The sequence below is a fragment of the Micromonospora arida genome, from assembly GCF_042873195.1.
Lineage (GTDB): Bacteria > Actinomycetota > Actinomycetes > Mycobacteriales > Micromonosporaceae > Micromonospora > Micromonospora arida.
The window spans coordinates 121,043-140,657 of record NZ_JBIALC010000007.1 but is presented as its reverse complement, the minus strand read 5'-3'; the positions used below and the strand labels follow the sequence as shown (position 1 = coordinate 140,657).

Genomic DNA, 19,615 nt, shown 5'->3' with positions numbered 1-19,615 from the left:
CCCGCCGCCCCCGTGGCCGTCGCGCCGTCCAGCTACCCGCCGTCGATCACCACCCGGACGGCGGCGCGCTCAGGCCAGGTCGAGGGCGCGCGCCGCGGCCAGCGGGTCGTTCGCGATGGTCACCGGCGCCGGCGCGGTGGAGATCGCCCATTCCGGGTCCTTCAGCCCGTGGCCGGTCACCGTGCAGACCACAGTGGAACCGGGCGGCACCGCGCCCGCCGCGGCCTGCTGCAACAGGCCGGCCACGCTGGCCGCGCTGCCCAGCTCGACGAAGACCCCCACCTCACGGGCGAGCAGACGGTACGCGGAGAGGATCTCCCGGTCGGTCACCGACGCGATCAGGCCACCGGAGGCGTCCCGGGCATCCAACGCCTTGGTCCAACTCGCCGGGTTGCCGATCCGGATCGCGGTGGCGATGGTCGACGGCTCCGGCACCACCTGGCCGGTCACGATCGGGGCCGCCCCGGCGGCCTGGAAGCCGTACATCTTCGGCGTGCGGGTGGTGGCGCCGGCGGCCAACTCCTCCGCGTATCCCATCCAGTACGCGGAGATGTTGCCGGCGTTGCCGACCGGCAGGCAGTGGATGTCGGGCGCGTCACCGAGCGCCTCGACGATCTCGAAGGCGGCGGTCTTCTGGCCGTGCAGCCGGTCGATGTTGACCGAGTTGACCAACGCGACCGGGTAGTCCTGGGCGAGCTTGGCGGCCGTCGCGAGGCAGTCGTCGAAGTTGCCGTTCACCTGGAGCAGCTTCGCGCCGTGCACCAGCGCCTGGGCCAGCTTGCCCAGCGCGATCTTGCCCTGCGGCACCAGCACGGCGCAGGTCAACCCGGCCCGGGCCGCGTACGCCGCGGCGGAGGCGCTGGTGTTGCCGGTGGAGGCGCAGATGATGGCCTTGTTGCCGGCCTCGACCGCCTTGGACACCGCGAGGGTCATCCCCCGGTCCTTGAAGGAGCCGGTCGGGTTGGCGCCCTCAACCTTGAGGTGCACGTCGCAACCGAGCCGGGCGGACAGCACCGGCGCCGGCAACAGCGGGGTGTTGCCCTCGTGCAGCGTGACGACCGGCGTGGCCGCGGTGACCGGCAGCCGATCCCGGTACGCCTCGATCAGACCCCGCCACATGTCGCTCTCCTCGCCTCTACCGCCGCGCCCACCCGATTGTCAGGGCCACCTTGGACCAGCCTGCTGAAGTGGTCAATGGCACACCCCGGCTTACCCACCTGGCGGGACGCGCGAGCCGTCCCGTCGATGATGCAACGACTCAGGCGTCGCCCTCGACCCGCAGCACGCTCGTCACCGACCGGACAATGTCCAGACCGCGCAGCTCACCGACGGTCGCGGCGAGCGCGGCGTCCGGTGCCACATGCGTGACGATGACCAACTCGGCGTCGCCGTCGCGGCCCGCTGGCCCGCCCGCCGAACCCTGCCGCACGGTCGCGATCGACACGTCGTGCCGGGCGAACACACTCGCCACCGAGGCGAGCACACCTGGGCGGTCGGCCACGTCGAGGCTCACGTGGTAGCGGGTCAACGCCTCACCCATCGGCCGGACCGCGAGGTCCGCGTACGCGCTCTCGCTGGCCGCGCGCACCCCGGCGAGCCGGTTGCGGGACACCGCGACCACGTCACCGAGCACCGCGCTGGCGGTGGGCGCGCCACCGGCGCCCCGGCCGTAGAACATCAACTGCCCGGCCGCGTCCGCCTCCACGAAGACCGCGTTGAACGCGTCCCCGACGCTGGCCAGCGGGTGGCTGCGCGGAATCATCGCCGGGTGCACCCGGACGCTGACCGTCTCCCGGCCGGTGGGGTCGACACCCCGGGCCGCGATGCAGAGCAGTTTGATCGTGCAGCCCATCGCCTGGGCGCTGGCCATGTCCGCGGCGGTCACCTCGGTGATGCCCTCGCGGTGCACGTCGGCGGCACCGACCCGGGTGTGGAACGCCAGCGAGGCGAGGATCGCCGCCTTCGCCGCCGCGTCGAAGCCCTCCACGTCGGCGGTCGGGTCGGCCTCCGCGTACCCCAGGGCGGTGGCCTCTTCGAGGGCCTCGGCGAAGCCGGCGCCGGTCGCGTCCATCGCGGAGAGGATGAAGTTGGTGGTGCCGTTGACGATGCCGGTGACCCGGTTGATCCGATCGCCGTGCAGCGACTCCCGTAGCGGGCGCAGCAGCGGGATGGCCCCGGCCACTGACGCCTCGTAGTAGAGGTCACCTCCGCCCTCGGCCGCCGCCTCGTGCAGGGCCACGCCGTCCTCGGCGAGCAGCGCCTTGTTGGCGGTGACCACACTCTTGCCGGCGCGTAGGGCCTCGACCAGCCAACTGCGGGCCGGCTCGATGCCACCGATGACCTCGATCACCACGTCCACGTCGTCGCGCTTGATCAGGCCGAGCGCGTCGGTGGTGAACAGGTCCTCGTCGACCGGCAGGTCACCCCGGTCGCGGCCGAGCCGACGGACGGCGATGCCGACGATCTCCAGCGGAGCGCCGATCCGCGCGGTGAGGTCGGCCGACTGCTCGTGCAGCAGCCGGACCACCTCCTGGCCGACCGTGCCGCAGCCGAGCAGCGCCAAGCGCACAGGTGACGTCATCCCACATCCAAAGCGAGCAGGTCCTCTTCGGTTTCCCGCCGGACGATCAGGCGCGCCTGGCCGTCGCGCACCGCGACCACCGGTGGCCGGGGCACATGGTTGTAGTTGCTGGCCATGCTTCGGCAGTACGCACCGGTGCCGGGCACCGCGACAAGATCTCCGGCCTGCACGTCGGCGGGCAGGAATTCATCCTTCACCACGATGTCCCCGGACTCACAGTGCTTTCCCACCACGCGGGCGAGCAACGGCTGCGCGGTCGAGGCCCGCGAGGCCAGCGTGGCCGAGTAGGACGCGTCGTACAGGGCGGTGCGGATGTTGTCGCTCATCCCGCCGTCGACGCTGACGTACGTCCGGAGGCCGTCGAGGTCCTTGACCGTGCCGACCTCGTAGAGGGTGAACACGGCCGGCCCGACGATGGCCCGGCCCGGCTCGATCGACAGGTGCGGCACGGCCAGGTTCTCCGCCGCGCACTCCGAGTCGACGATCTTGCGAAGCCGCTTGGCCAGATCCTGCGGTGTCGCCGGGTCGTCCTGGGTGGTGTACGCGATGCCGAAGCCGCCGCCCAGGTCCAACTCGGGCAGCTCCACCCCGCGCGCGTCACGGATCTGCGCCTGGAGGGCGAGCACCCGACGGGCCGAGACCTCGAAGCCGCTGGCGTCGAAGATCTGCGAGCCGATGTGCGAGTGCAGCCCGCGCAGCTCCAGCACGTCCTCGTCGAGGATCTTGAAGGCGGCGTTCGCGGCGGCACCGCCGGCCAGCGAGAAGCCGAACTTCTGGTCCTCGTGGGCGGTGGCGATGAACTCGTGGGTGTGCGCCTCGACGCCCACCGTGACCCGGACCAGCACCCGGGGCCGGACCCCGCGCTCGCGGGCCAGCGCGGTGAGCCGGTCGATCTCGGTGAACGAGTCGACGATGATCCGGCCCACCCCGGCGTCCAGCGCCCGGCCCAGCTCGGCGACCGACTTGTTGTTGCCGTGGAAGCCGATGCGCTCCGGCGGCATCCCGGCCGACAACGCGGTGGCCAGCTCGCCACCGGTGCAGACGTCCAGGTGCAGCCCCTCCTCGGCGATCATCCGGACCACCGCGCGGCAGAGGAACGCCTTGCCCGCGTAGAAGACGTCCTCGGTCGGGAAGGCCGCCCGGAAGTCGCGGCAGCGCGAGCGCAGGTCGGCCTCGTCGAGGACGTACACCGGGGTGCCGAACTCGGCCGCGATGTCGCGGACGCTCAGGCCCGCGACGGCGACCGCGCCGTCGGCGCCGCGCGTCACGCTGCGCGGCCACAGCGTCGGCAGCAGGGCGTTGACGTCCTCCGGGGTACGCAGCCAGGCCGGCCCCCGGTTGCTGATGTCCGCGTGCAGCGCACCAGCCTCATGAGCCCGCATGTCACATCCTCTCGGGTGCGGAGACGCCGAGCAGGTGCAGGCCGTTGGCGATCACCGTGCGGGTGGCGTTGTTGAGCCAGAGCCGCGCGCGGTGCAGGTCGGTGATCTCCTCGTCGCCCAGCGGCAGGACCCGGCAGTTGTCGTAGAACCGGTGGTAGGAGGCGGCGACGCTCTCCTCCAGGTAGCGGGCCACCCGGTGCGGCTCCCGCAGCTCGGCGGCCGTCGCCACCACCGCGGGGAACTGGGCGAGCGCCTTGAGCAGCTCGTTCTCCTTCTCGTGGTCGAGCAGCTCGGGGCGGAACGCGTCGGCGTCGCCCGGAACCAGCCCCACCTCGGCGGCGTTGCGGGCCACACCCGCCGTCCGGGCTGCCACGTACTGCACGTAGTAGACCGGGTTGTCGCGGGTCGCCCGGGTCCACAGCTCGATGTCGATGTCGATCGGGGAGTCGCTGGAGTAGCGGGCCAACGCGTACCGGGAGGCGTCCACGCCGATCGCGTCGACCAGGTCCTCCAGGGTGATCACGGTGCCGGCCCGCTTGCTCATCCGCATCGGCGCGCCGTCGCGCAGCAGATTGACCAGCTGCCCGATGAGGATCTCCAGGTTGCGCTCCGGGTCGTCGCCGAAGCAGGCGGACATCGCCTTCATCCGGCCGATGTAGCCGTGGTGGTCGGCCCCCAGCATGATCACGACCCGCTCGAAGCCGCGCTCGCGCTTGTCCAGGTAGTAGGCGCAGTCCGCGGCGAAGTACGTCCACTCGCCGTTGGACTTGCGCAGCACCCGGTCCTTGTCGTCGCCGAAGTCGGTGGTGCGCAGCCAGGTGGCACCCTCGGACTCGTAGAGGTGCCCCTGCTGGCGCAGCCGGTTCAGCGCCAGGTCGAGCTCACCCCGGTCGTGCAGGTCCTTCTCGTTGAAGTAGGTGTCGAACTCCACACCGAAGTCGCGCAGCGAGGTGCGGATCTCGTCGAACATCAGCGCGACGCCCTCGACCCGGAAGACCTCCTGGGCGGCGTCGTCGTCGAGCGAGCGCACCTCCGGCCGGCGGGCCTGCACCTCGGTGGCGATCTCGGCGATGTACGCCCCGCCGTAGCCGTCCTCCGGCGCCGGCTCACCCTTGGAAGCGGCGAGCAGCGACCGGGCGAAGCGGTCGATCTGCGAACCGGCGTCGTTGAAGTAGTACTCCGTGCCGACGTCGGCACCGGTGGCCCGCAGCAGCCGGCTCAGCGCGTCACCGACGGCCGCCCAGCGGACCCCGCCGATGTGCACCGGCCCGGTCGGGTTGGCCGAGACGAACTCCAGGTTGATCTTCTCGCCGGCGAGCCGGTCGCTGCGGCCGTACTCCGCGCCGGTCTCCACGATCACCCGCGCGAGCTGACCGGCCGCGGCGGCGTCGAGCCGGATGTTCAGGAAGCCCGGCCCAGCGATTTCCACCGATTTGACCCCCGGTGCCCGGCCCAGCTCGTCGGCCAGGGCGGTCGCCAGCTCCCGGGGCGGGACGCCCACCTTCTTGCTCAACTGCAGCGCGAGCGTCGAGGCGTAGTCGCCGTGCTCGGGGTTGCGCGGTCGCTCCACCACGGTGCTCGCCGGCAGCGCTGCGCGGTCCAGCCCACGCTGCTCGAAGACGGCGTGGGCGGCGGCAAGGACGACCGAGGCTAGTTCTGCAGGAGTCACCCAACCATGTTATCGGGGGTAGACTCGGGCACTCGGCGGCTCCCCTGCGCGTCATCCGGCCCGCCACTCCCCTGACCGACCGACTTGACGAGGCACGATGAGCATCAGCACCCCGGGTGGCCCTGAGCGCCGCCCGACCGTGGTCAGCACCGGCAAGAAGCCGGCCGCGGGCCGGCCGGCGTCCGGCGCCAAGGCCGGTTCCGGCAAGCCGACGGGCAAGCCGGCAGGCTCCCCCCGGGCCGGTGGAAAGGGCCCGCGTAAGCCGGTCACCCCGGTCAAGGTGAGCCAGGGCCGCGCGTGGGGGCCGATCGCGCTCTTCGTCGCGGTTGGCGTGCTCGCAGCCGGCATCATCGGCTACGGCGCCTGGGCGTCGTTCCAGGGTTCCAAGCCGTGGGACAAGCGGGCCAACGCCATCGATGGCATCGCCAACATCCGCAAGTCCGACCCGGACAGCCTGAAGTACGAGTCGCACAAGTCGGGCCCGCTGACCTGGAACTACTCGCCGCCGGTGGGTGGGGTGCACAACGCCGCCTGGCAGAACTGCATGGGCGACGTCTACGACGCCCCGATCGCCAACGAGCACGCGGTGCACAGCCTGGAGCACGGCGCGGTGTGGATCACCTACCGCCCCGACCTGCCCAAGGACCAGGTCGACAAGCTCGCCGACAAGGTGCGCGGTGTCGAGAAGACCTTCATGAGCCCGTACGAGGGCCTGGACAAGCCGATCTCGCTGCAGGCCTGGGGCTACCAGCTCAAGGTCGACAACGCCGACGACTCGCGGATCGACGAGTTCATCAAGGACCTGCGGGTGAACGCCTCCGTCGAGGGCCCGACGGCGCTCTGCAACACCGGCATCACCGCCACCGGCACCACGCCGCGTGAGCTCCAGCAGCAGCCCACCCAGTAAGGACGGCAATGACCGCTCCGGCAACCACCGACAGCGAGTACGACGAGACCCCGGCCGCCCCGGACGAGGGCGGCCGGGCCCCGGCGTCGCGCTACGGCGTGCTGGCGCTCGCCATCATGCTGGTGGTGGGTCTCCTCCTCGGGTACGCGGGCGGTCTACTCACCCCACGGATCACCCAACCCGGTGACGCCTCGGTCGAGGCGGGCTTCGCCCGGGACATGACGACCCACCACGCGCAGGCGGTGGAGATGAGCCTGATCGCGTACCGGTCGGCGACTCTCCCAGAGGTGCGGCAGATCGCCGTCGACATCGCCACCGGGCAGCAGGGCGAGATCGGCGCGATGCAGACCTGGCTGCGCGAATGGGGCCTCAGCCCGACCGGGTCGAAGCCGCCGATGTCGTGGATGTCCGACGGGGCCACCGTCAAGGACGGCCTGATGCCGGGCATGGCCACGCCGCAACAGATGACCGCCCTGCGCAACGCTCAGGGCATCGAGGTCGACCGGCAGTTCCTGGCCCTGATGTACGACCACCACCTGGGCGGCATCCACATGATCGACGCGGCCCTCGGCGAGACCGACAACGACGAGGTGCTGCGGGTGGCGAACACCATGAAGGCCACGCAGCAGACGGAACTGAACAACCTCCGGCAGCTCCAGGCGCAGGCCAAGGGCTGACCGACCCACGGGCACACCGGGCCCGGGGGGGGGGGCCCCCCCCCCCCGGGGGCGGGCCCCCCCCCCCGGGGGGGGGGGGGGGGCGCGCCCCCCCCCCCCCGCGCCCCCCCGCGCCCCCCCCCCCCCCGGCCCCCCCCCCCCCCCCCCGAACACCCACCCCCCCCCCCCCCCCGGGGCCCCCCCCGGGGGCGCCCCCCCCCCGGCCCCCCGGGGCCCGCGCCCCCCCCCCCCGGGGGGGGGGCGGGGCCCCCGCCGCTCTGTGGCGGTGACGCGGGCCGCACCCCGACCTTGATCGACTCGGCTTTCAGGAAACCGGGCGGTCCACGCGATCGGGACGACCCGGTTTCCAGGAACCCGAGTCGATCAAGACGGCCACACCCGTCTCCTATGGCCTGAAAATCCCTCTCGTCCCTTGTGGGCGTTTTGCGTGGCACAGGCGATTACGTTGCTTAGAGAGTTTTCTCCGCACATATCGTGACCAGTTGCGATTCGGGCTCGTTGCCCAAGACGTGGGGGTTGCACTCAGAGACGCGCGGCGTTCGGTCACCAGCTGGTGCCGACGCCACACCATTGGCGGTGACGGGGCGGTGGCAGCCGTCCGTCGCGGACAGCGGCAGGGCGAGCCGGGAATGCTCAGCCGCGAACAGGAACTCGAGTTGATCGACACGCTGCGGGGCGTCCATCCCGACGAGTTCGGCCTGGACGAGGAGTTGTGGACGCGGCAGAGCCTCACCACGCTCATCCAGCGGCGCTTCGAGCTGCCGTTGGATGCTGGTGCGGTCGGGGCGTACCTGCGGGCCTGGGGGTTGGGTCCGCGGGAGCCGCGCGAGCGGGCCTGCGGGCTCTGCGTCAGCGCGGTCGAGCGTTGGGTCCGCAGCGAGTACCCGGGGATCACCCGGGCCGCCCAGGAGCACCTCGCGGAGGTCTACTGGATCGGCCGGGTCCGGCTGCGCGGCACCATGCCGGCCGCCGACGTGATCTCCGCTGTCTCGTCCCGCGGTCGGGTGCGCTTCATGATTACCACACCGACGGTGGACCCGCCGCTCCCCCGCGACTTCGTGCTGCGGCTCAGCGGCGAGGAGCAGCGCACCGTCCACCTGATCGTGGACGGCTCCTGGCCGCGCAACGAGTGGCCGCGCCGGCTCCCTCGGCGAATCGTCCTGCACCCGCTGCCCAGTTGCGGGCGGGCGGTCGCGGCGGCCTGAGCACCGGGTGAGCCGGTTGCCGACACGATCGGCTCACCCGATACCGATTCGGCGTACACGGAGGAGGTTTGCTAGTCTTCTCCAGTCGCTGAGCCCCCGTAGCTCAGGGGATAGAGCACCGCCCTCCGGAGGCGGGGGCGCAGGTTCGAATCCTGCCGGGGGCACCAGGAAAAGTTTCACACGACACTGCCGGGCGCAGGGGGAAACACCCTCCACGCGCCCGGTTTTGCGTTTCCGGCCGCGTCGGCGTAGCGGCGGGCGAGTCCCGCGAAGGCGGCCTTGAGCTCGACCGGACCGATCACCTCGATGTCCGCGTCGAACCTGCCGAGCGCGGCTGCGAGGCCGACCCAGGACCAGGAGCCCTGTGCGAGCCTGCAGCGGTCGGGGCCGAGTTCTTCGACAAGCCCGTCGCGGGTGTACGCGGCGACGACGGCGGCGGGAAGGTCGATGATGACCTCACCCACGCAGGGCCACGCTGAGCTGTCGGTGGAACCTCGGAAGCGGCCCGTGACGTACGTGGCCACGTCTCCCACGGGTAGTTGTCGTGGGGTGAAGCGTGGTCCGGTCGGGGTACGCGGGCTGACCCGGTCACAGCGGAAGGTTCGCCAGTCGTCCCGGTCGAGGTCCCAGGCCACGAGATACCAGCGCCCATTCCAGGTGACGAGGTGGTGGGGCTCCACGCGGCGAGGCGTCGCGTCGGTGGCGGCGCTCGTCGAGGCGTAGTCGAAGCGCAGAACCTCGTGGGCGTGGACGGCCGCGCCGATGGCTGTCAGCACGGTGCGGTCGACCGGGGAGTCCGGCCCGGTGGTGGGTTGTCCGACGGCGGTGACCTGGAGAGCGTCGATGCGGTGCCGCAGTCGGCTCGGCATGACCTGCCGCATGGTGTTCAGCGCTCGCGCCGCGCCCTCCTGGATGTCCGCCCCGGAGAGGGCTGCCATCTGGAGTGCGACAGCGATGGCCACGGCTTGATCGTCGTCGAACAGCAGCGGTGGCAGTTGGGCACCGGCGTCGAGCCGGTACCCGCCGTCCGGCCCCTTGAATGCGCTGATCGGGTAGCCGAGCTCGCGCAGCCGGTCGACGTCGCGTCGCACCGTTCGCGGGCTCACGTCCAGCCTCTCGGCCAGGAGGCCACCCGGCCAGTCACGTCGGGCCTGGAGGAGCGAGAGCAGCGACAGCAGTCTCGCGGAGGTCGTGGCCATTCATCCGAGTCTGCCCCAGGTAGCGGACACAACCTGACCGCTACCCCTGCCATCGTCGGCGCTGCACCCGGGGCACCAGCCACGGGTCACGTCACACGAGGAGCAGCAATGAGCATCAACACCGTCGCGCACATCAACCTTCGGGGCAACGCGCGGGCCGCCCTCGATTTCTACCGGTCCGTCTTCGGCGGGGACCTCGCCGCGGTGACCTACGCCGACGCCCACAACGTGCAGAGCCCGGACGAGGCCGACCAGGTCATGTGGGGTCAGGTCACGTCCGCCGAGGGCTTCCAGATCATGGCGTACGACGTGCCGTCGGCGCGGCCGTGGAGCCAGGGCGAGAACCCGTTCTTCGTCTCGGTCCGTGGCAGCGACGCAGACGAGATCACCGGCTACTGGAAGAAGCTGAGCGAGGGCTCGACCGTCCTGGTCGACCTGGCGCCCGCCGGCTGGGCTCCCCTCTACGGCATGCTCACCGACCCGTTCGGCGTCACCTGGGTGCTCGACGTCGCCGTCGAGTACAAGCCTGCCTGACCAGAAGGAACAGCCCACCGCCGATCACGAGGGATCGGCGGTGGGCTGCGGTGCCGCTCAGTGCGCCTCGGCCGGCACCAACCTCAGGTCCGTCCCAGGTGTCGTACCCGCGTCCGGGCCGCCGGAGTCCGAGCGGCGCTCGCGGCGTTTGAGCCACTGGTCGATCACGAGGTTCAAGACGAGCCCGACGGCGCCCCAGATGGCGATGACCAGCAGATTCTGCCCGACGCCGACGCCGTCGAAGTACCGCAGCGATCGTGCGATGTCGACCGCCGCGGGCAACGGCAGCACGTCCTGGAGGGGGCGGAACACCTCGGGGACCAGGTACACCGACATGCCACCGCCGGAGGCGGGTACGCCGGCCATCATCAGCACCACCATCATCGGGATGATGCCCGCCAGGCCGACGGTACGGGTGAGCACTCCGGTGGCGAGGGAGACCGAGAAGATGGTCAGGGCGCCGTAGGCGATCGTCTCCAGGGCGTTGCCGGTGATCGCGCCGATGAGGACGTCGAAGAGGAACCACAGCCAGACGGACATGCCGATCGCCCAGCCGCCCAGCAGCGGCAGGAACTGGCGCAGGCGGCGCACGTGCGGGGCACCGCCGCGCAGGACGGCCAGGAACAGGAACCCGGCCATGATCCAGGACATGCCGACGTACATGCTGTTGCTGCCGCCGGTGTCGGTCTCGCTCAGGGGTTGCACGTCGGTGAGCGTCAGCGGGAGGCCCTGGGCCGCGGTGATCGGCTGGAAGATCGCGCGGATCGCGGACTGTTGGCTGGCGTTGGCGGCGGACGCCGAGTACAGCGTCGCCGGAGTGTCCGGTGCGGACGGCAGGACGAAGGCGGCCACCACGTCGCGGGACTGGATCTGCTCGGTGGCTTCGGCAACCGTGTCGGCGACGGTGACGTCGAGGATGCCGTCGAGCTGCGCGTTGAGACCGGCAGCGGTCTGCTGAGCCTGCCCAGGGGCTGCGGCGACCACGACGACCGGGATGTCGTGCGGTTGCGGTTTGTGCATGGAGAACCCCATGGCACCCACGACGACCACGAGGATGGCCAGCGGAAAGCCCGCTGCGGCCACGTACCGGAATCGCTTGGAGCGCGGCGGCCCGCCGGCCAGAGCGGGGGCCTTCGAGTCGGGGTCGGTGATCGGCGGGACGCCGGGGATCATGTTCCCGCTCGCGCTGCGCTCCTTGAGGAGGCAGAGCGCGAGGGCGGCCACGATCCACACGGCCAGGACGATCAGGTGGGTGCCCAGACCGTTGCCGTCGAAGTACAGGACCGAGCGCAGCGCCTCACCGGCCGCCGGGAGCGGCAGCACGCCATGCAGGAACTGGAAGAACCCGGGCATGTTGTGCACGGACAGGGCCAGGTTCGACGCGGGCATGCCGAACACGACCCAGAGCAGCATGCCGGGCAGCACCGCGAGGGGCCCGATCAGCTTGGAGAGCAGCAGCTGGGCCAGGCCGACGGCCGCGGTGGCGAGCATGCCGACGCCGAGGAAGGTGAGGTAGTGGCCGTCGACGGCGCCCACGACGGGCCCGAGGATGAGCCAGATGATCGAGCTGGTGAGCGCGGACCAGCCGGCCAGCACGGGCAGGAACCGTCGCAGCCGCAGCAGGTGGGGGACGCCCATCACCATGATGCTCAGTGGCACGTAACCGGCCAGCATCATGCCCATCGCCGCGAACAGGACCGCGATGCCGGCCGAGTCACCCGCGGGTAGCGGTGCGACGTCCTCGGTGGTGGCCTGCAAGCTGTTCTGGAAGACCACGGGCGCGAGCAACTGCTGGACGGTGGCGTTCTGCGAGGCTCCGGCCGCCGAGGCGGTGAGGATGGTCGCGTTGGCGCTGCCGTCGGTGGGCAGGACGAGCGCACCGGCGACTTCCTGGTCGTGCAGCAGGTCGACGGCGTCGTCACGGGTGGTCACCAGCGTGGCCTCGGTGCTGTCGCCCGAGTTGAGCCCGTCGACGAGGGCCTGCGCCGTGGCGCCGCTGCCGACGACCGCTACCGGCATGTCCCGGGGGTGCGGTGAGTGCATGGTCGACATGTAGGTCGCGAACATCATCGTGACCATGAGGAACGGCATCACGAACAGGGCGACCATTCGGATGATCTGTTCCTTGCGGTCCGCGCCGGGCGGGCGGCCGTCCACCACGTCGGCAGCCTCGATGACGGCTTCGGTATCCATGCACGCTCCAGCTCATGTTTGTACGCCAACTGACTTACAAACTGTAGGCGGCGGATGCCGGGAGCGGGAATCCGGCTAGGTTGACCTGAGTCACATCCGGGCGAGGACACGAGGGGGCCGGTCATGAGGCGGTCCGAGGCGGCCCGCACCGCGCTGCTCGACGCGGCGGAGCGGCTGTTCGCCGAGTCGGGAGTCGCCGAGGTCTCCGACCGCAGGGTGGCCGAAGCGGCCGGCAACACCAACCACTCAGCGGTGCGCTACTACTTCGGCGGGCGCGAGGGCCTGCTCAAGGCGCTGATGGCCCGCCACGTGCACGACGTGGCGCAAGTGCGCGCCGGCATGCCCCCAACCGAGGACTCCGTCCTCGGCGACATACGCGGTCTCGTAGCACCGAGCATGCGCGTCCTCGACCAGCTACCGCGCCCGAGCTGGCGGGCCCGGTTCCTCGATCACGTGCTGCACAACCCCGCCACTGAGCCGTTCATGCGAGAAGCCCAGGACACCACGCCACAGGCACTACAACTGCGGGCCTCACTGGCCGCGCGCCTACGGCACCTCGACCCGAACGTGGTCGCCGGTCGGGCGCGCCTGATCACCCGCATCGTCAGCACCGCGACAGCCGAGGTCGAGGCACTCGCCGAACGCAACGGAGAAGACCCCCGATGGCCCGAGGTCGGCGACTTCCTCGTCGACGCCATCACCGGAATGCTCAGCGCCCCCATCAGCCGGCCACGCCGAGCGGAGCGCTGATCCCCGTCCACGGGCTCACCTGCCGACGTACGCCGCCAGGTGCTCGCCGGTGAGGGTGGAGCGGGCGGCGACGAGGGCCGCAGGTGTGCCCTCGAAGACGATCCGGCCACCGTCGTGGCCGGCCCCGGGGCCGATATCGATGATCCAGTCGGCGTGCGCCATGACCGCCTGGTGGTGCTCGATGACGATCACCGACTTGCCGGCGTCGACCAGGCGGTCGAGCAGGCCGAGCAGTTGCTCCACGTCGGCCAGGTGCAGGCCGGTGGTCGGCTCGTCGAGGACGTAGACGCCACCCTTGTCAGCCATGTGGGTGGCCAGCTTGAGCCGCTGCCGCTCCCCGCCGGAGAGAGTCGTGAGCGGCTGCCCCAGGCTCAGGTAGCCGAGCCCGACGTCGGCGAGCCGGTCGAGGATGGCGTGCGCCGCCGGCGTACGCGCCTCGCCGGCGCCGAAGAACTTCTCGGCCTCCGTCACCGACATCGCGAGCACCTCGCTGATGTCGCGACCGCCGAAGCGGTATTCCAGCACCGATGCCTGGAACCGCTTGCCCTCGCAGTCCTCGCAGGGTGCGGCGACGCCCGCCATCATTCCCAGGTCGGTGTAGATGACGCCGGCGCCGTTGCAGCTCGGGCAGGCGCCCTCGGAGTTGGCGCTGAACAGCGCCGGCTTCACCCCGTTGGCCTTCGCGAACGCCTTGCGGATCGGGTCGAGCAACCCGGTGTACGTGGCCGGGTTGCTGCGCCGTGAGCCGCGGATCGCGCCCTGGTCGATCGAGACCACGCCCGCGCCGGCCGGAATCGAGGAGTGCACGAGCGAACTCTTGCCGGAGCCGGCGACGCCGGTCACGACGACGAGCACCCCGAGGGGTACGTCGACGTTCACGTCCTGGAGGTTGTTGGCCGTGGCGCCCCGGATCTCCAGCTTGCCGGTGGGCGTCCGCACCGTCTCCTTGAGGGCCGCCCGGTCGTCGAGGTGGCGGCCGGTGATGGTGCCACTGGCCCGCAGACCTTCCACGGTGCCCTCGTAGCAGACGGCCCCGCCCTCCGTGCCCGCGCCGGGCCCGAGGTCGACGACGTGGTCGGCGATGGCGATGGCCTCCGGCTTGTGCTCCACGACCAGCACTGTGTTGCCCTTGTCGCGCAGCTGGAGCAACAGCTCGTTCATCCGTTGGATGTCGTGCGGGTGCAGCCCGATCGTCGGCTCGTCGAAGACGTAGGTGACGTCGGTGAGCGAGGAGCCGAGGTGGCGGATCATCTTGGTGCGCTGCGCCTCACCGCCGGAAAGGGTGCCCGACGGTCGATCGAGGGACAGGTAACCCAGGCCGATCTCCTCGAACGAGTCGAGGAGGTGTTGCAGGCCGGCCAGCAACGGGGCCACCGACGGCTCTTCGATCCCACGCACCCAGGCGGCCAGGTCGCTGATCTGCATCGCGCACGCGTCGGCGATGTTCTTACCCTTGATCTTCGACGACCGGGCCTCCTTGCTGAGCCGGGTGCCGGCACACTCGGGGCAGGTCGTGAAGGTCACCGCGCGCTCCACGAAGGCGCGGATGTGCGGCTGCAACGCGTCGATGTCCTTGGCGAGGAAGGACTTCTGGATCGACGGGATCAGGCCCGCGTACGTCAGGTTGATCCCGTCGATTTTGATCTTGGTCGGCTCCCGGTGGAGCAGGTCGTGCAGCTCCCGCTTGTTGAACTTGGCGATCGGCTTGTCCGGGTCGAAGTAGCCGCAGCCACGGAAGATCCGGCCGTACCAGCCCTCCATGCTGTAACCCGGGATGGTGATCGCGCCCTCGTTGAGCGAGAGGTTGTCGTCGTAGAGCGCCGACAGGTCGATGTCGGTCACCGCACCCATGCCCTCGCAACGTGGGCACATGCCGCCGAGACGGTTGAAGGTCGCCTTCTCGGTCTTCGTCTTGCCGGCACCGCGATCGACGGTGATCGCACCGGTCGCCTTCACCGAGGGAACATTGAAGGAGTACGCGTTGGGCGAGCCGATGTGCGGCTGCCCGAGCCGGCTGAACAGGATGCGCAGCATCGCGTTGGCGTCGGTGGCGGTGCCGACGGTGGAGCGGGAGTTGGCACCCATCCGCTCCTGGTCCACGATGATCGCCGTGGTCAGGCCATCCAGCAGGTCGCCCTCGGGCCGCGCCAACGTCGGCATGAAGCCCTGCACGAAGGCGCTGTAGGTCTCGTTGATCATCCGCTGCGACTCGGCCGCGATGGTGCCGAACACCAGCGAGCTCTTGCCGGAGCCGGAGACACCGGTGAACACCGTCAGTCGCCGCTTCGGGATCTCGACGCTGACGTCCTTGAGGTTGTTCACCCGCGCGCCCTGCACCCGGATCAGGTCGTGGCTGTCGGCGACGTGCGGCGCGGACGGCTGGACTGCCGTGCTCATCGTGTCTCCATCTGTCGGGCGCGCAGGACTCAGCGCACTTCCTGGATGCGGATCATGTTGCCGGCGGGGTCCCGGAAGGCACAGTCGCGCACGCCGTACGGCTGCTCGGTCGGCTCCTGGACGACCTCGGCGTCGCTGGCCTCGATCTTGGCGAAGGTGGCGTCGAGGTCGGTGGTGGCCAGGTTGACGCCGAAGTAGCTGCCCTTGGCCATCAGCTCAAGGATGGTCTGCCGCTCGTCGTCGGTGATACCAGGGTTGGCGGCCGGCGGGTGCAGGACGATGGCGGTGCTGGGCTGGCCGGGCGGCCCGACCGTGATCCACCGCATCCCCTCGTACCCGACGTCGAGGCGGACCTCGAAGCCGAGGATGTCGCGGTAGAAGACCAGCGAGGCCTCCGGATCGGTGTGCGGAAGGAAACTCGAGTGAATGGTGATGTCCATGCTGGTCACGCTAGTTGCGGCTCGGTGGCCCGCGCTTCTCGATTCCTGACCGGTCTGGTCACCTGTTTCGCCACGCACGACGGCATCCCCGCCGTCGCCTGCGCCGCCTGCCGCCGGTAGACGCTGGGCGGCACACCGACCAGCTCGGTGAAGCGGGTGCTGAAGGTGCCCAACGACGAACAACCGACAGTGAAACAGACGTCGGTGACGCTCAGGTCGCCACGGCGCAACAGGGCCATCGCCCGCTCGATCCGTCGGGTCATCAGGTAGCTGTACGGAGATTCGCCGTAGGCGAGCCGGAACTCACGGCTGAGGTGCCCGGCCGACATGTGCGCGCCACGGGCGAGCGCCTCGACGTCCAACGGAGACGCGTACTCCCGGTCGATCCGGTCGCGGACCCGGCGCAGCCGCGCCAGGTCGGCCAGTCGCTGGGTCGCGTCGGCTCTGCTACTCACCTGCGAAATCGTGCCACAACCCACCGACAATCGGCCGCCCGCCGGGCGCGAGCGGGGTCTCGAGCCGGGGCCGAGCACGGGCCGAGCCGGGGGCCTAGCACGGGCCGAGTCGGGGGCCTAGCACGGGCCGAGCCGGGGGCCGACGAGCCGGTCAGCCGGCCTCGCGGCGGGCGCGGGCCCGGCGCTTCCCCTCGTGCATGGCCTGCACCCGGGCCACCGGGATGGTCCGGCCCTCGGCGACCAGATCGGCGGGGAGCGACTGCGGGGCCGGCATCAGCGCGGCCCACGGGTCGCCGTCGGCGAGCAGTGCGGGTGCGGTCCGGATGGTGAAGTCGGCGGGGGTCACCTCGGTCAGGTCGGCCCAGTCGACCGGGAACGAGACCGGCATCCCCGGGCGCAGCCGAGGGCTGTACGCGGCGGCCACGGTCGCCCCGCCCGCCCGGGTGGCGTCCACGAAGACCCGGCCACCCCGGTCCTCCTTGATGTACGCCGTGGTGGCCAGCGTCGGGTCGAGCCGCTCGGCGCGGACGGCGAGCGCCCGGGTGGCGGCGGCCAACTCCTCGGCCGTTGGTTCGTCGGTCACCGGGACGAAGACGTGCACACCCTTGGCGCCGCTGGTCTTGACGGCGCCGGCCAGGCCGGCGTCGGCGAGCGCCTGACGGACCAGCAGGGCGGCGTCGACCGCCGCGCGGAACCCGTCGCCGTCCGGCGGGTCCAGGTCGAGGACCAGGTGGGTCGGCCGGTGCAGATCCGCCACGGTGGTCAGCGTCGGGTGGTACTCCACCGCCCGCTGGTTGGCGAACCAGAGCAGGGTGCGGCGGTCGTCGCAGAGGGCGTACGAGATCTCCCGGTGCGACGCCTCCGCCCAGACCGGCGCCCGGCGGACCCAGTCCGGGGTGTAGCGGGGCAGGTTCTTCTGCATGAACGGCGGCTGGCCGGGGCGGACCCTGATCACCGACAGGGGCCGGCCCCGGAGCTGCGGGAGGAGCCGGTCCCGGACCGCGTCGAGGTAGTCGACCAGGTCACGCTTCGTCGCGTCGTCGCGGTCGGACAGCGGCTGGTCCAGGTTGGTCAGGGCCACGCCGTCCCGGGTCTCGTCAGCCTCGCTCACCCGACCACCCTCCCGGCCTCGCTGCCGTCGGTCAACTGGACGCGGCGCTTCGGTACGGATCAGTTCCGGCACCCACCCCGGCCGGGCCCGACGGATCGGTGGCCGACGACGGCCCGGCCGCGCGTCGGGGCAGGGTGGTCAGCGCCACCAGCCACGCGGCGGCCACCAGACCGGCGGCCACGGCGAACGCGGTCCGGTAGCCGTCGGCGAGCGCGGCGGTCTCGGCCCAGCCGGCGGCCCGCAGCCCGTCGCTGCGGGTGGCGGCCAGGGTGGCCAGCGCGGCCAGGCCGACAGCTCCGCCGACCTGTTGGGTGGTGTTGGCCAGGCCGGAGGCGAGCCCGGCGTCGGTGTCGGTCGCGCCGGCCATGGCCAGTGTGGTGACCGCCGGCAGGGTCAGACCGCCGGCCACCCCGAAGATCAGCATCGCGGGGAGCACGTCCGCGACGTAGGCGCCGTCGGCGGGCAGCCGGGCGAGCAGGAGGAAGCCGACGGTCGCCAGGCCGAGCCCGACCAGCAGGACCATCCGGGCACCGAAGCGGGCGATCAGCCGACCGGCCAGGCCGAGCGAGACCACGGCGATCACGACCGGGGTGGGCAGGAAGGCCCAGCCGGTCGCGGCAGCGTCCAACCCCAGCACCAGTTGCAGCTCCACGGCGAGCAGGAACTGGAACCCGAAGTACGCGCAGACCATGAGGAACTGCACGGCGTTCGCGGCCACCAGACCCGGGACGCGCAGCACCCGGGGCGGCACCAGCGGGGCCGCCGCCACACGTTGGCGCACCGCGAACCCGGTGAGCAGCAGCGCCGCGAGGGCCATCGCGCCGAGCGTCCGAGGGCTGGTCCAGCCGTGCTCTCCCGTTCCGACGATGCCCAACACGGTGGCCATCAGACCGGCGGTGGCGAGCAGCGCGCCGGGCAGGTCCAGGCCGGCGCGCAGGCCGATCCCCCGTTCGGCCGGGAGCCGGCGGACGGCAGCGATGAGAATGGCCGCCCCGATCGGCACGTTGACCAGGAAGATCGTCCGCCACCCGGCGGCCTGGGTGAGCACCCCTCCGGCGACTGTGCCGACCGACGCACCGGCCGCGCCGGTGAAGCTGAAGACGGCGATGGCGCGAGCCCGCTCGGCCGCTTCGGGGTAGAGCCGGACGATCATGCCGAGGCTGACCGCCATGGCCAACGCGCCGCCGACGCCCTGCCCGAACCGCGCGCCCACCAGCAGGGCCGGCCCGGTGGCGACCGCGCAGGCCAGCGAGGCCAGCGTGAACAGCGCGACGCCGGCCAGGAAGACCCTGCGGCGGCCCAGCAGGTCACCGAGCCGGCCGGCGAGCAGCAGCAGCCCGCCGAACGCGACGAGGTAGGCGTTCACCACCCAGGCCAGGCCGGCGGCGCTGAAGCCCAGGTCGCGTTGGATGGCGGGCAGTGCCACCGCGACGACGGTGCCATCCAGGATGATCATCAGGCTGCCGGCGCAGAGCACCAGCAACGCCGGCCAACGGGATGGGACGACACGCTCCACGAAACCCTCCTTGGTGCACGGTTTGTTACCGAGGTCATCGTCTGTGACCATGAACCGGAGCGGAAGGAGGCACTTTGATGTCCCAGAGGAACAGCGATGTGTCCGCGCTGGTCAAGGCCGAGCTGACCTGCGCGGCCGAGAACGTGCCGTTCACCCCGGGCCAGGCCCGGGCGTGCACCGTCCGCGAGGTGCTCGACCGGGTCGGCGGCAAGTGGAGCATCGGCATCCTCGTGGCCGCCTCGCACGGGCCGGTGCGCTTCACCGAACTGGAACGGCACATCGAGGGCATCAGCCGCCGGATGCTCACGCTGACGCTGCGCAACCTGGAACGGGACGGCCTGCTGCACCGCACGGTCTACCCGACCGTCCCGCCCAAGGTCGAATACACCGCCACCCCGATGGCGCTGGAGCTCTACGAGTCGCTGGTCGCGCTGACCAGCTGGGCCGAGCGGCACCGCCGGGCCATCGCCGAGGCGCGGACCAGGTACGACGCCCAGCACGCCGGATAAACCGGCCGGGGGTGTGGTGAACGCCACCGCTTCCATCTGACCGATCGGTCAGGGTCTGACCGATCGGTCAGGCATGCTGGTTTGCGGAGG

17 protein-coding genes and 1 tRNA gene are annotated in these 19,615 nt (G+C 71.2%); 7 read left to right on the top strand and 11 right to left on the bottom strand.

Annotated elements, in window-relative coordinates:
* Positions 1 to 69: 69 nt before the first annotated feature.
* The 4 genes from thrC to argS all read right to left on the bottom strand — a co-directional run bounded on the left by thrC (position 70) and on the right by argS (position 5,632).
* Positions 70 to 1,119 carry a threonine synthase gene (gene thrC, locus ACFYP0_RS21520; RefSeq protein ID WP_112625875.1) on the bottom strand — a complete coding sequence of 350 codons (1,050 nt, stop codon included), beginning with the start codon at positions 1,117 to 1,119 and terminating at the stop codon, positions 70 to 72.
* A gap of 139 nt (positions 1,120 to 1,258) precedes the next feature.
* Positions 1,259 to 2,569 (bottom strand): homoserine dehydrogenase, encoded by a 1,311-nt coding sequence (locus tag ACFYP0_RS21515; RefSeq protein WP_355494634.1) that lies wholly within the window; start codon positions 2,567 to 2,569, stop codon positions 1,259 to 1,261.
* Positions 2,570 to 2,577: 8 nt separating this feature from the next.
* Complete coding sequence (gene lysA / locus ACFYP0_RS21510) at positions 2,578 to 3,963, bottom strand: diaminopimelate decarboxylase (RefSeq protein ID WP_355494462.1); 1,386 nt, start codon at positions 3,961 to 3,963, stop codon at positions 2,578 to 2,580.
* Between the two features lies 1 nt (position 3,964).
* The gene (gene argS / locus ACFYP0_RS21505) at positions 3,965 to 5,632 is read right to left on the bottom strand and encodes an arginine--tRNA ligase (RefSeq protein WP_355494463.1); all 1,668 of its coding nucleotides are present in this window, start codon (positions 5,630 to 5,632) and stop codon (positions 3,965 to 3,967) included.
* 97 nt (positions 5,633 to 5,729) lie between these two features.
* Here argS and ACFYP0_RS21500 point away from each other — a divergent pair, with 97 nt between their 5' ends.
* From ACFYP0_RS21500 to ACFYP0_RS21485, 4 genes are all read left to right on the top strand, one after another.
* Positions 5,730 to 6,539, top strand: coding sequence for a DUF3105 domain-containing protein (locus tag ACFYP0_RS21500; RefSeq protein WP_386997327.1), 810 nt, complete (start codon positions 5,730 to 5,732; stop codon positions 6,537 to 6,539).
* An 8-nt stretch (positions 6,540 to 6,547) separates the two neighbouring features.
* Positions 6,548 to 7,216, top strand: a complete 669-nt coding sequence (locus ACFYP0_RS21495) for a DUF305 domain-containing protein (protein ID WP_386997325.1) — start codon at positions 6,548 to 6,550, stop codon at positions 7,214 to 7,216.
* Positions 7,217 to 7,725: 509 nt separating this feature from the next.
* The gene (locus ACFYP0_RS21490) at positions 7,726 to 8,421 is read left to right on the top strand and encodes a winged helix-turn-helix domain-containing protein (RefSeq protein ID WP_355494466.1); all 696 of its coding nucleotides are present in this window, start codon (positions 7,726 to 7,728) and stop codon (positions 8,419 to 8,421) included.
* Positions 8,422 to 8,513: 92 nt separating this feature from the next.
* Positions 8,514 to 8,588: transfer RNA gene (locus ACFYP0_RS21485), tRNA-Arg, on the top strand.
* 9 nt (positions 8,589 to 8,597) lie between these two features.
* Here the strand turns inward: ACFYP0_RS21485 and ACFYP0_RS21480 are convergent.
* Entirely contained in the window at positions 8,598 to 9,620 is a 1,023-nt protein-coding gene (locus ACFYP0_RS21480) for a helix-turn-helix transcriptional regulator (protein WP_386997323.1), read from the bottom strand.
* Between the two features lie 108 nt (positions 9,621 to 9,728).
* Here ACFYP0_RS21480 and ACFYP0_RS21475 point away from each other — a divergent pair, with 108 nt between their 5' ends.
* Entirely contained in the window at positions 9,729 to 10,154 is a 426-nt protein-coding gene (locus ACFYP0_RS21475; protein WP_386997321.1) for a VOC family protein, read from the top strand.
* 57 nt (positions 10,155 to 10,211) lie between these two features.
* Here ACFYP0_RS21475 and ACFYP0_RS21470 read toward each other — a convergent pair whose 3' ends face one another.
* Entirely contained in the window at positions 10,212 to 12,347 is a 2,136-nt protein-coding gene (locus tag ACFYP0_RS21470; protein ID WP_386997319.1) for an ABC transporter permease, read from the bottom strand.
* Between the two features lie 123 nt (positions 12,348 to 12,470).
* Between ACFYP0_RS21470 and ACFYP0_RS21465 the strand changes: the two genes are divergently transcribed.
* A complete protein-coding gene (locus ACFYP0_RS21465) occupies positions 12,471 to 13,097 on the top strand; it encodes a TetR/AcrR family transcriptional regulator (RefSeq protein WP_386997317.1) in 627 nt (208 codons plus the stop codon).
* Positions 13,098 to 13,112: 15 nt separating this feature from the next.
* Here ACFYP0_RS21465 and ACFYP0_RS21460 read toward each other — a convergent pair whose 3' ends face one another.
* The 5 genes from ACFYP0_RS21460 to ACFYP0_RS21440 form a co-directional block, all read right to left on the bottom strand.
* Complete coding sequence (locus ACFYP0_RS21460; RefSeq protein ID WP_386997315.1) at positions 13,113 to 15,494, bottom strand: ATP-binding cassette domain-containing protein; 2,382 nt, start codon at positions 15,492 to 15,494, stop codon at positions 13,113 to 13,115.
* Between the two features lie 29 nt (positions 15,495 to 15,523).
* Positions 15,524 to 15,934: a VOC family protein gene (locus ACFYP0_RS21455; RefSeq protein ID WP_208740974.1), complete on the bottom strand. Its 411-nt coding sequence runs from the start codon at positions 15,932 to 15,934 to the stop codon at positions 15,524 to 15,526.
* A 5-nt stretch (positions 15,935 to 15,939) separates the two neighbouring features.
* Positions 15,940 to 16,389, bottom strand: coding sequence for a helix-turn-helix transcriptional regulator (locus ACFYP0_RS21450; RefSeq protein ID WP_355494472.1), 450 nt, complete (start codon positions 16,387 to 16,389; stop codon positions 15,940 to 15,942).
* A 151-nt stretch (positions 16,390 to 16,540) separates the two neighbouring features.
* On the bottom strand, positions 16,541 to 17,500 hold the full coding sequence (locus ACFYP0_RS21445) for a DNA polymerase domain-containing protein (RefSeq protein WP_386997312.1): 960 nt from the start codon (positions 17,498 to 17,500) through the stop codon (positions 16,541 to 16,543).
* 31 nt (positions 17,501 to 17,531) lie between these two features.
* On the bottom strand, positions 17,532 to 19,016 hold the full coding sequence (locus ACFYP0_RS21440) for an MFS transporter (protein ID WP_386997310.1): 1,485 nt from the start codon (positions 19,014 to 19,016) through the stop codon (positions 17,532 to 17,534).
* 74 nt (positions 19,017 to 19,090) lie between these two features.
* Between ACFYP0_RS21440 and ACFYP0_RS21435 the strand changes: the two genes are divergently transcribed.
* Complete coding sequence (locus tag ACFYP0_RS21435; protein WP_244218864.1) at positions 19,091 to 19,525, top strand: winged helix-turn-helix transcriptional regulator; 435 nt, start codon at positions 19,091 to 19,093, stop codon at positions 19,523 to 19,525.
* Positions 19,526 to 19,615 lie beyond the last annotated feature (90 nt).

What these genes read in the sequence shown, in the direction of transcription:
- thrC (WP_112625875.1), bottom strand. Translation starts at nt 1,119, where the DNA reads ATGTGGCGGGGTCTGATCGAGGCGTACCGGGATCGGCTGCCGGTCACC.
- lysA (WP_355494462.1), bottom strand. Translation starts at nt 3,963, where the DNA reads ATGCGGGCTCATGAGGCTGGTGCGCTGCACGCGGACATCAGCAACCGG.
- ACFYP0_RS21500 (WP_386997327.1), top strand. Translation starts at nt 5,730, where the DNA reads ATGAGCATCAGCACCCCGGGTGGCCCTGAGCGCCGCCCGACCGTGGTC.
- ACFYP0_RS21495 (WP_386997325.1), top strand. Translation starts at nt 6,548, where the DNA reads ATGACCGCTCCGGCAACCACCGACAGCGAGTACGACGAGACCCCGGCC.
- ACFYP0_RS21480 (WP_386997323.1), bottom strand. Translation starts at nt 9,620, where the DNA reads ATGGCCACGACCTCCGCGAGACTGCTGTCGCTGCTCTCGCTCCTCCAG.
- ACFYP0_RS21475 (WP_386997321.1), top strand. Translation starts at nt 9,729, where the DNA reads ATGAGCATCAACACCGTCGCGCACATCAACCTTCGGGGCAACGCGCGG.
- ACFYP0_RS21470 (WP_386997319.1), bottom strand. Translation starts at nt 12,347, where the DNA reads ATGGATACCGAAGCCGTCATCGAGGCTGCCGACGTGGTGGACGGCCGC.
- ACFYP0_RS21465 (WP_386997317.1), top strand. Translation starts at nt 12,471, where the DNA reads ATGAGGCGGTCCGAGGCGGCCCGCACCGCGCTGCTCGACGCGGCGGAG.
- ACFYP0_RS21460 (WP_386997315.1), bottom strand. Translation starts at nt 15,494, where the DNA reads ATGAGCACGGCAGTCCAGCCGTCCGCGCCGCACGTCGCCGACAGCCAC.
- ACFYP0_RS21455 (WP_208740974.1), bottom strand. Translation starts at nt 15,934, where the DNA reads ATGGACATCACCATTCACTCGAGTTTCCTTCCGCACACCGATCCGGAG.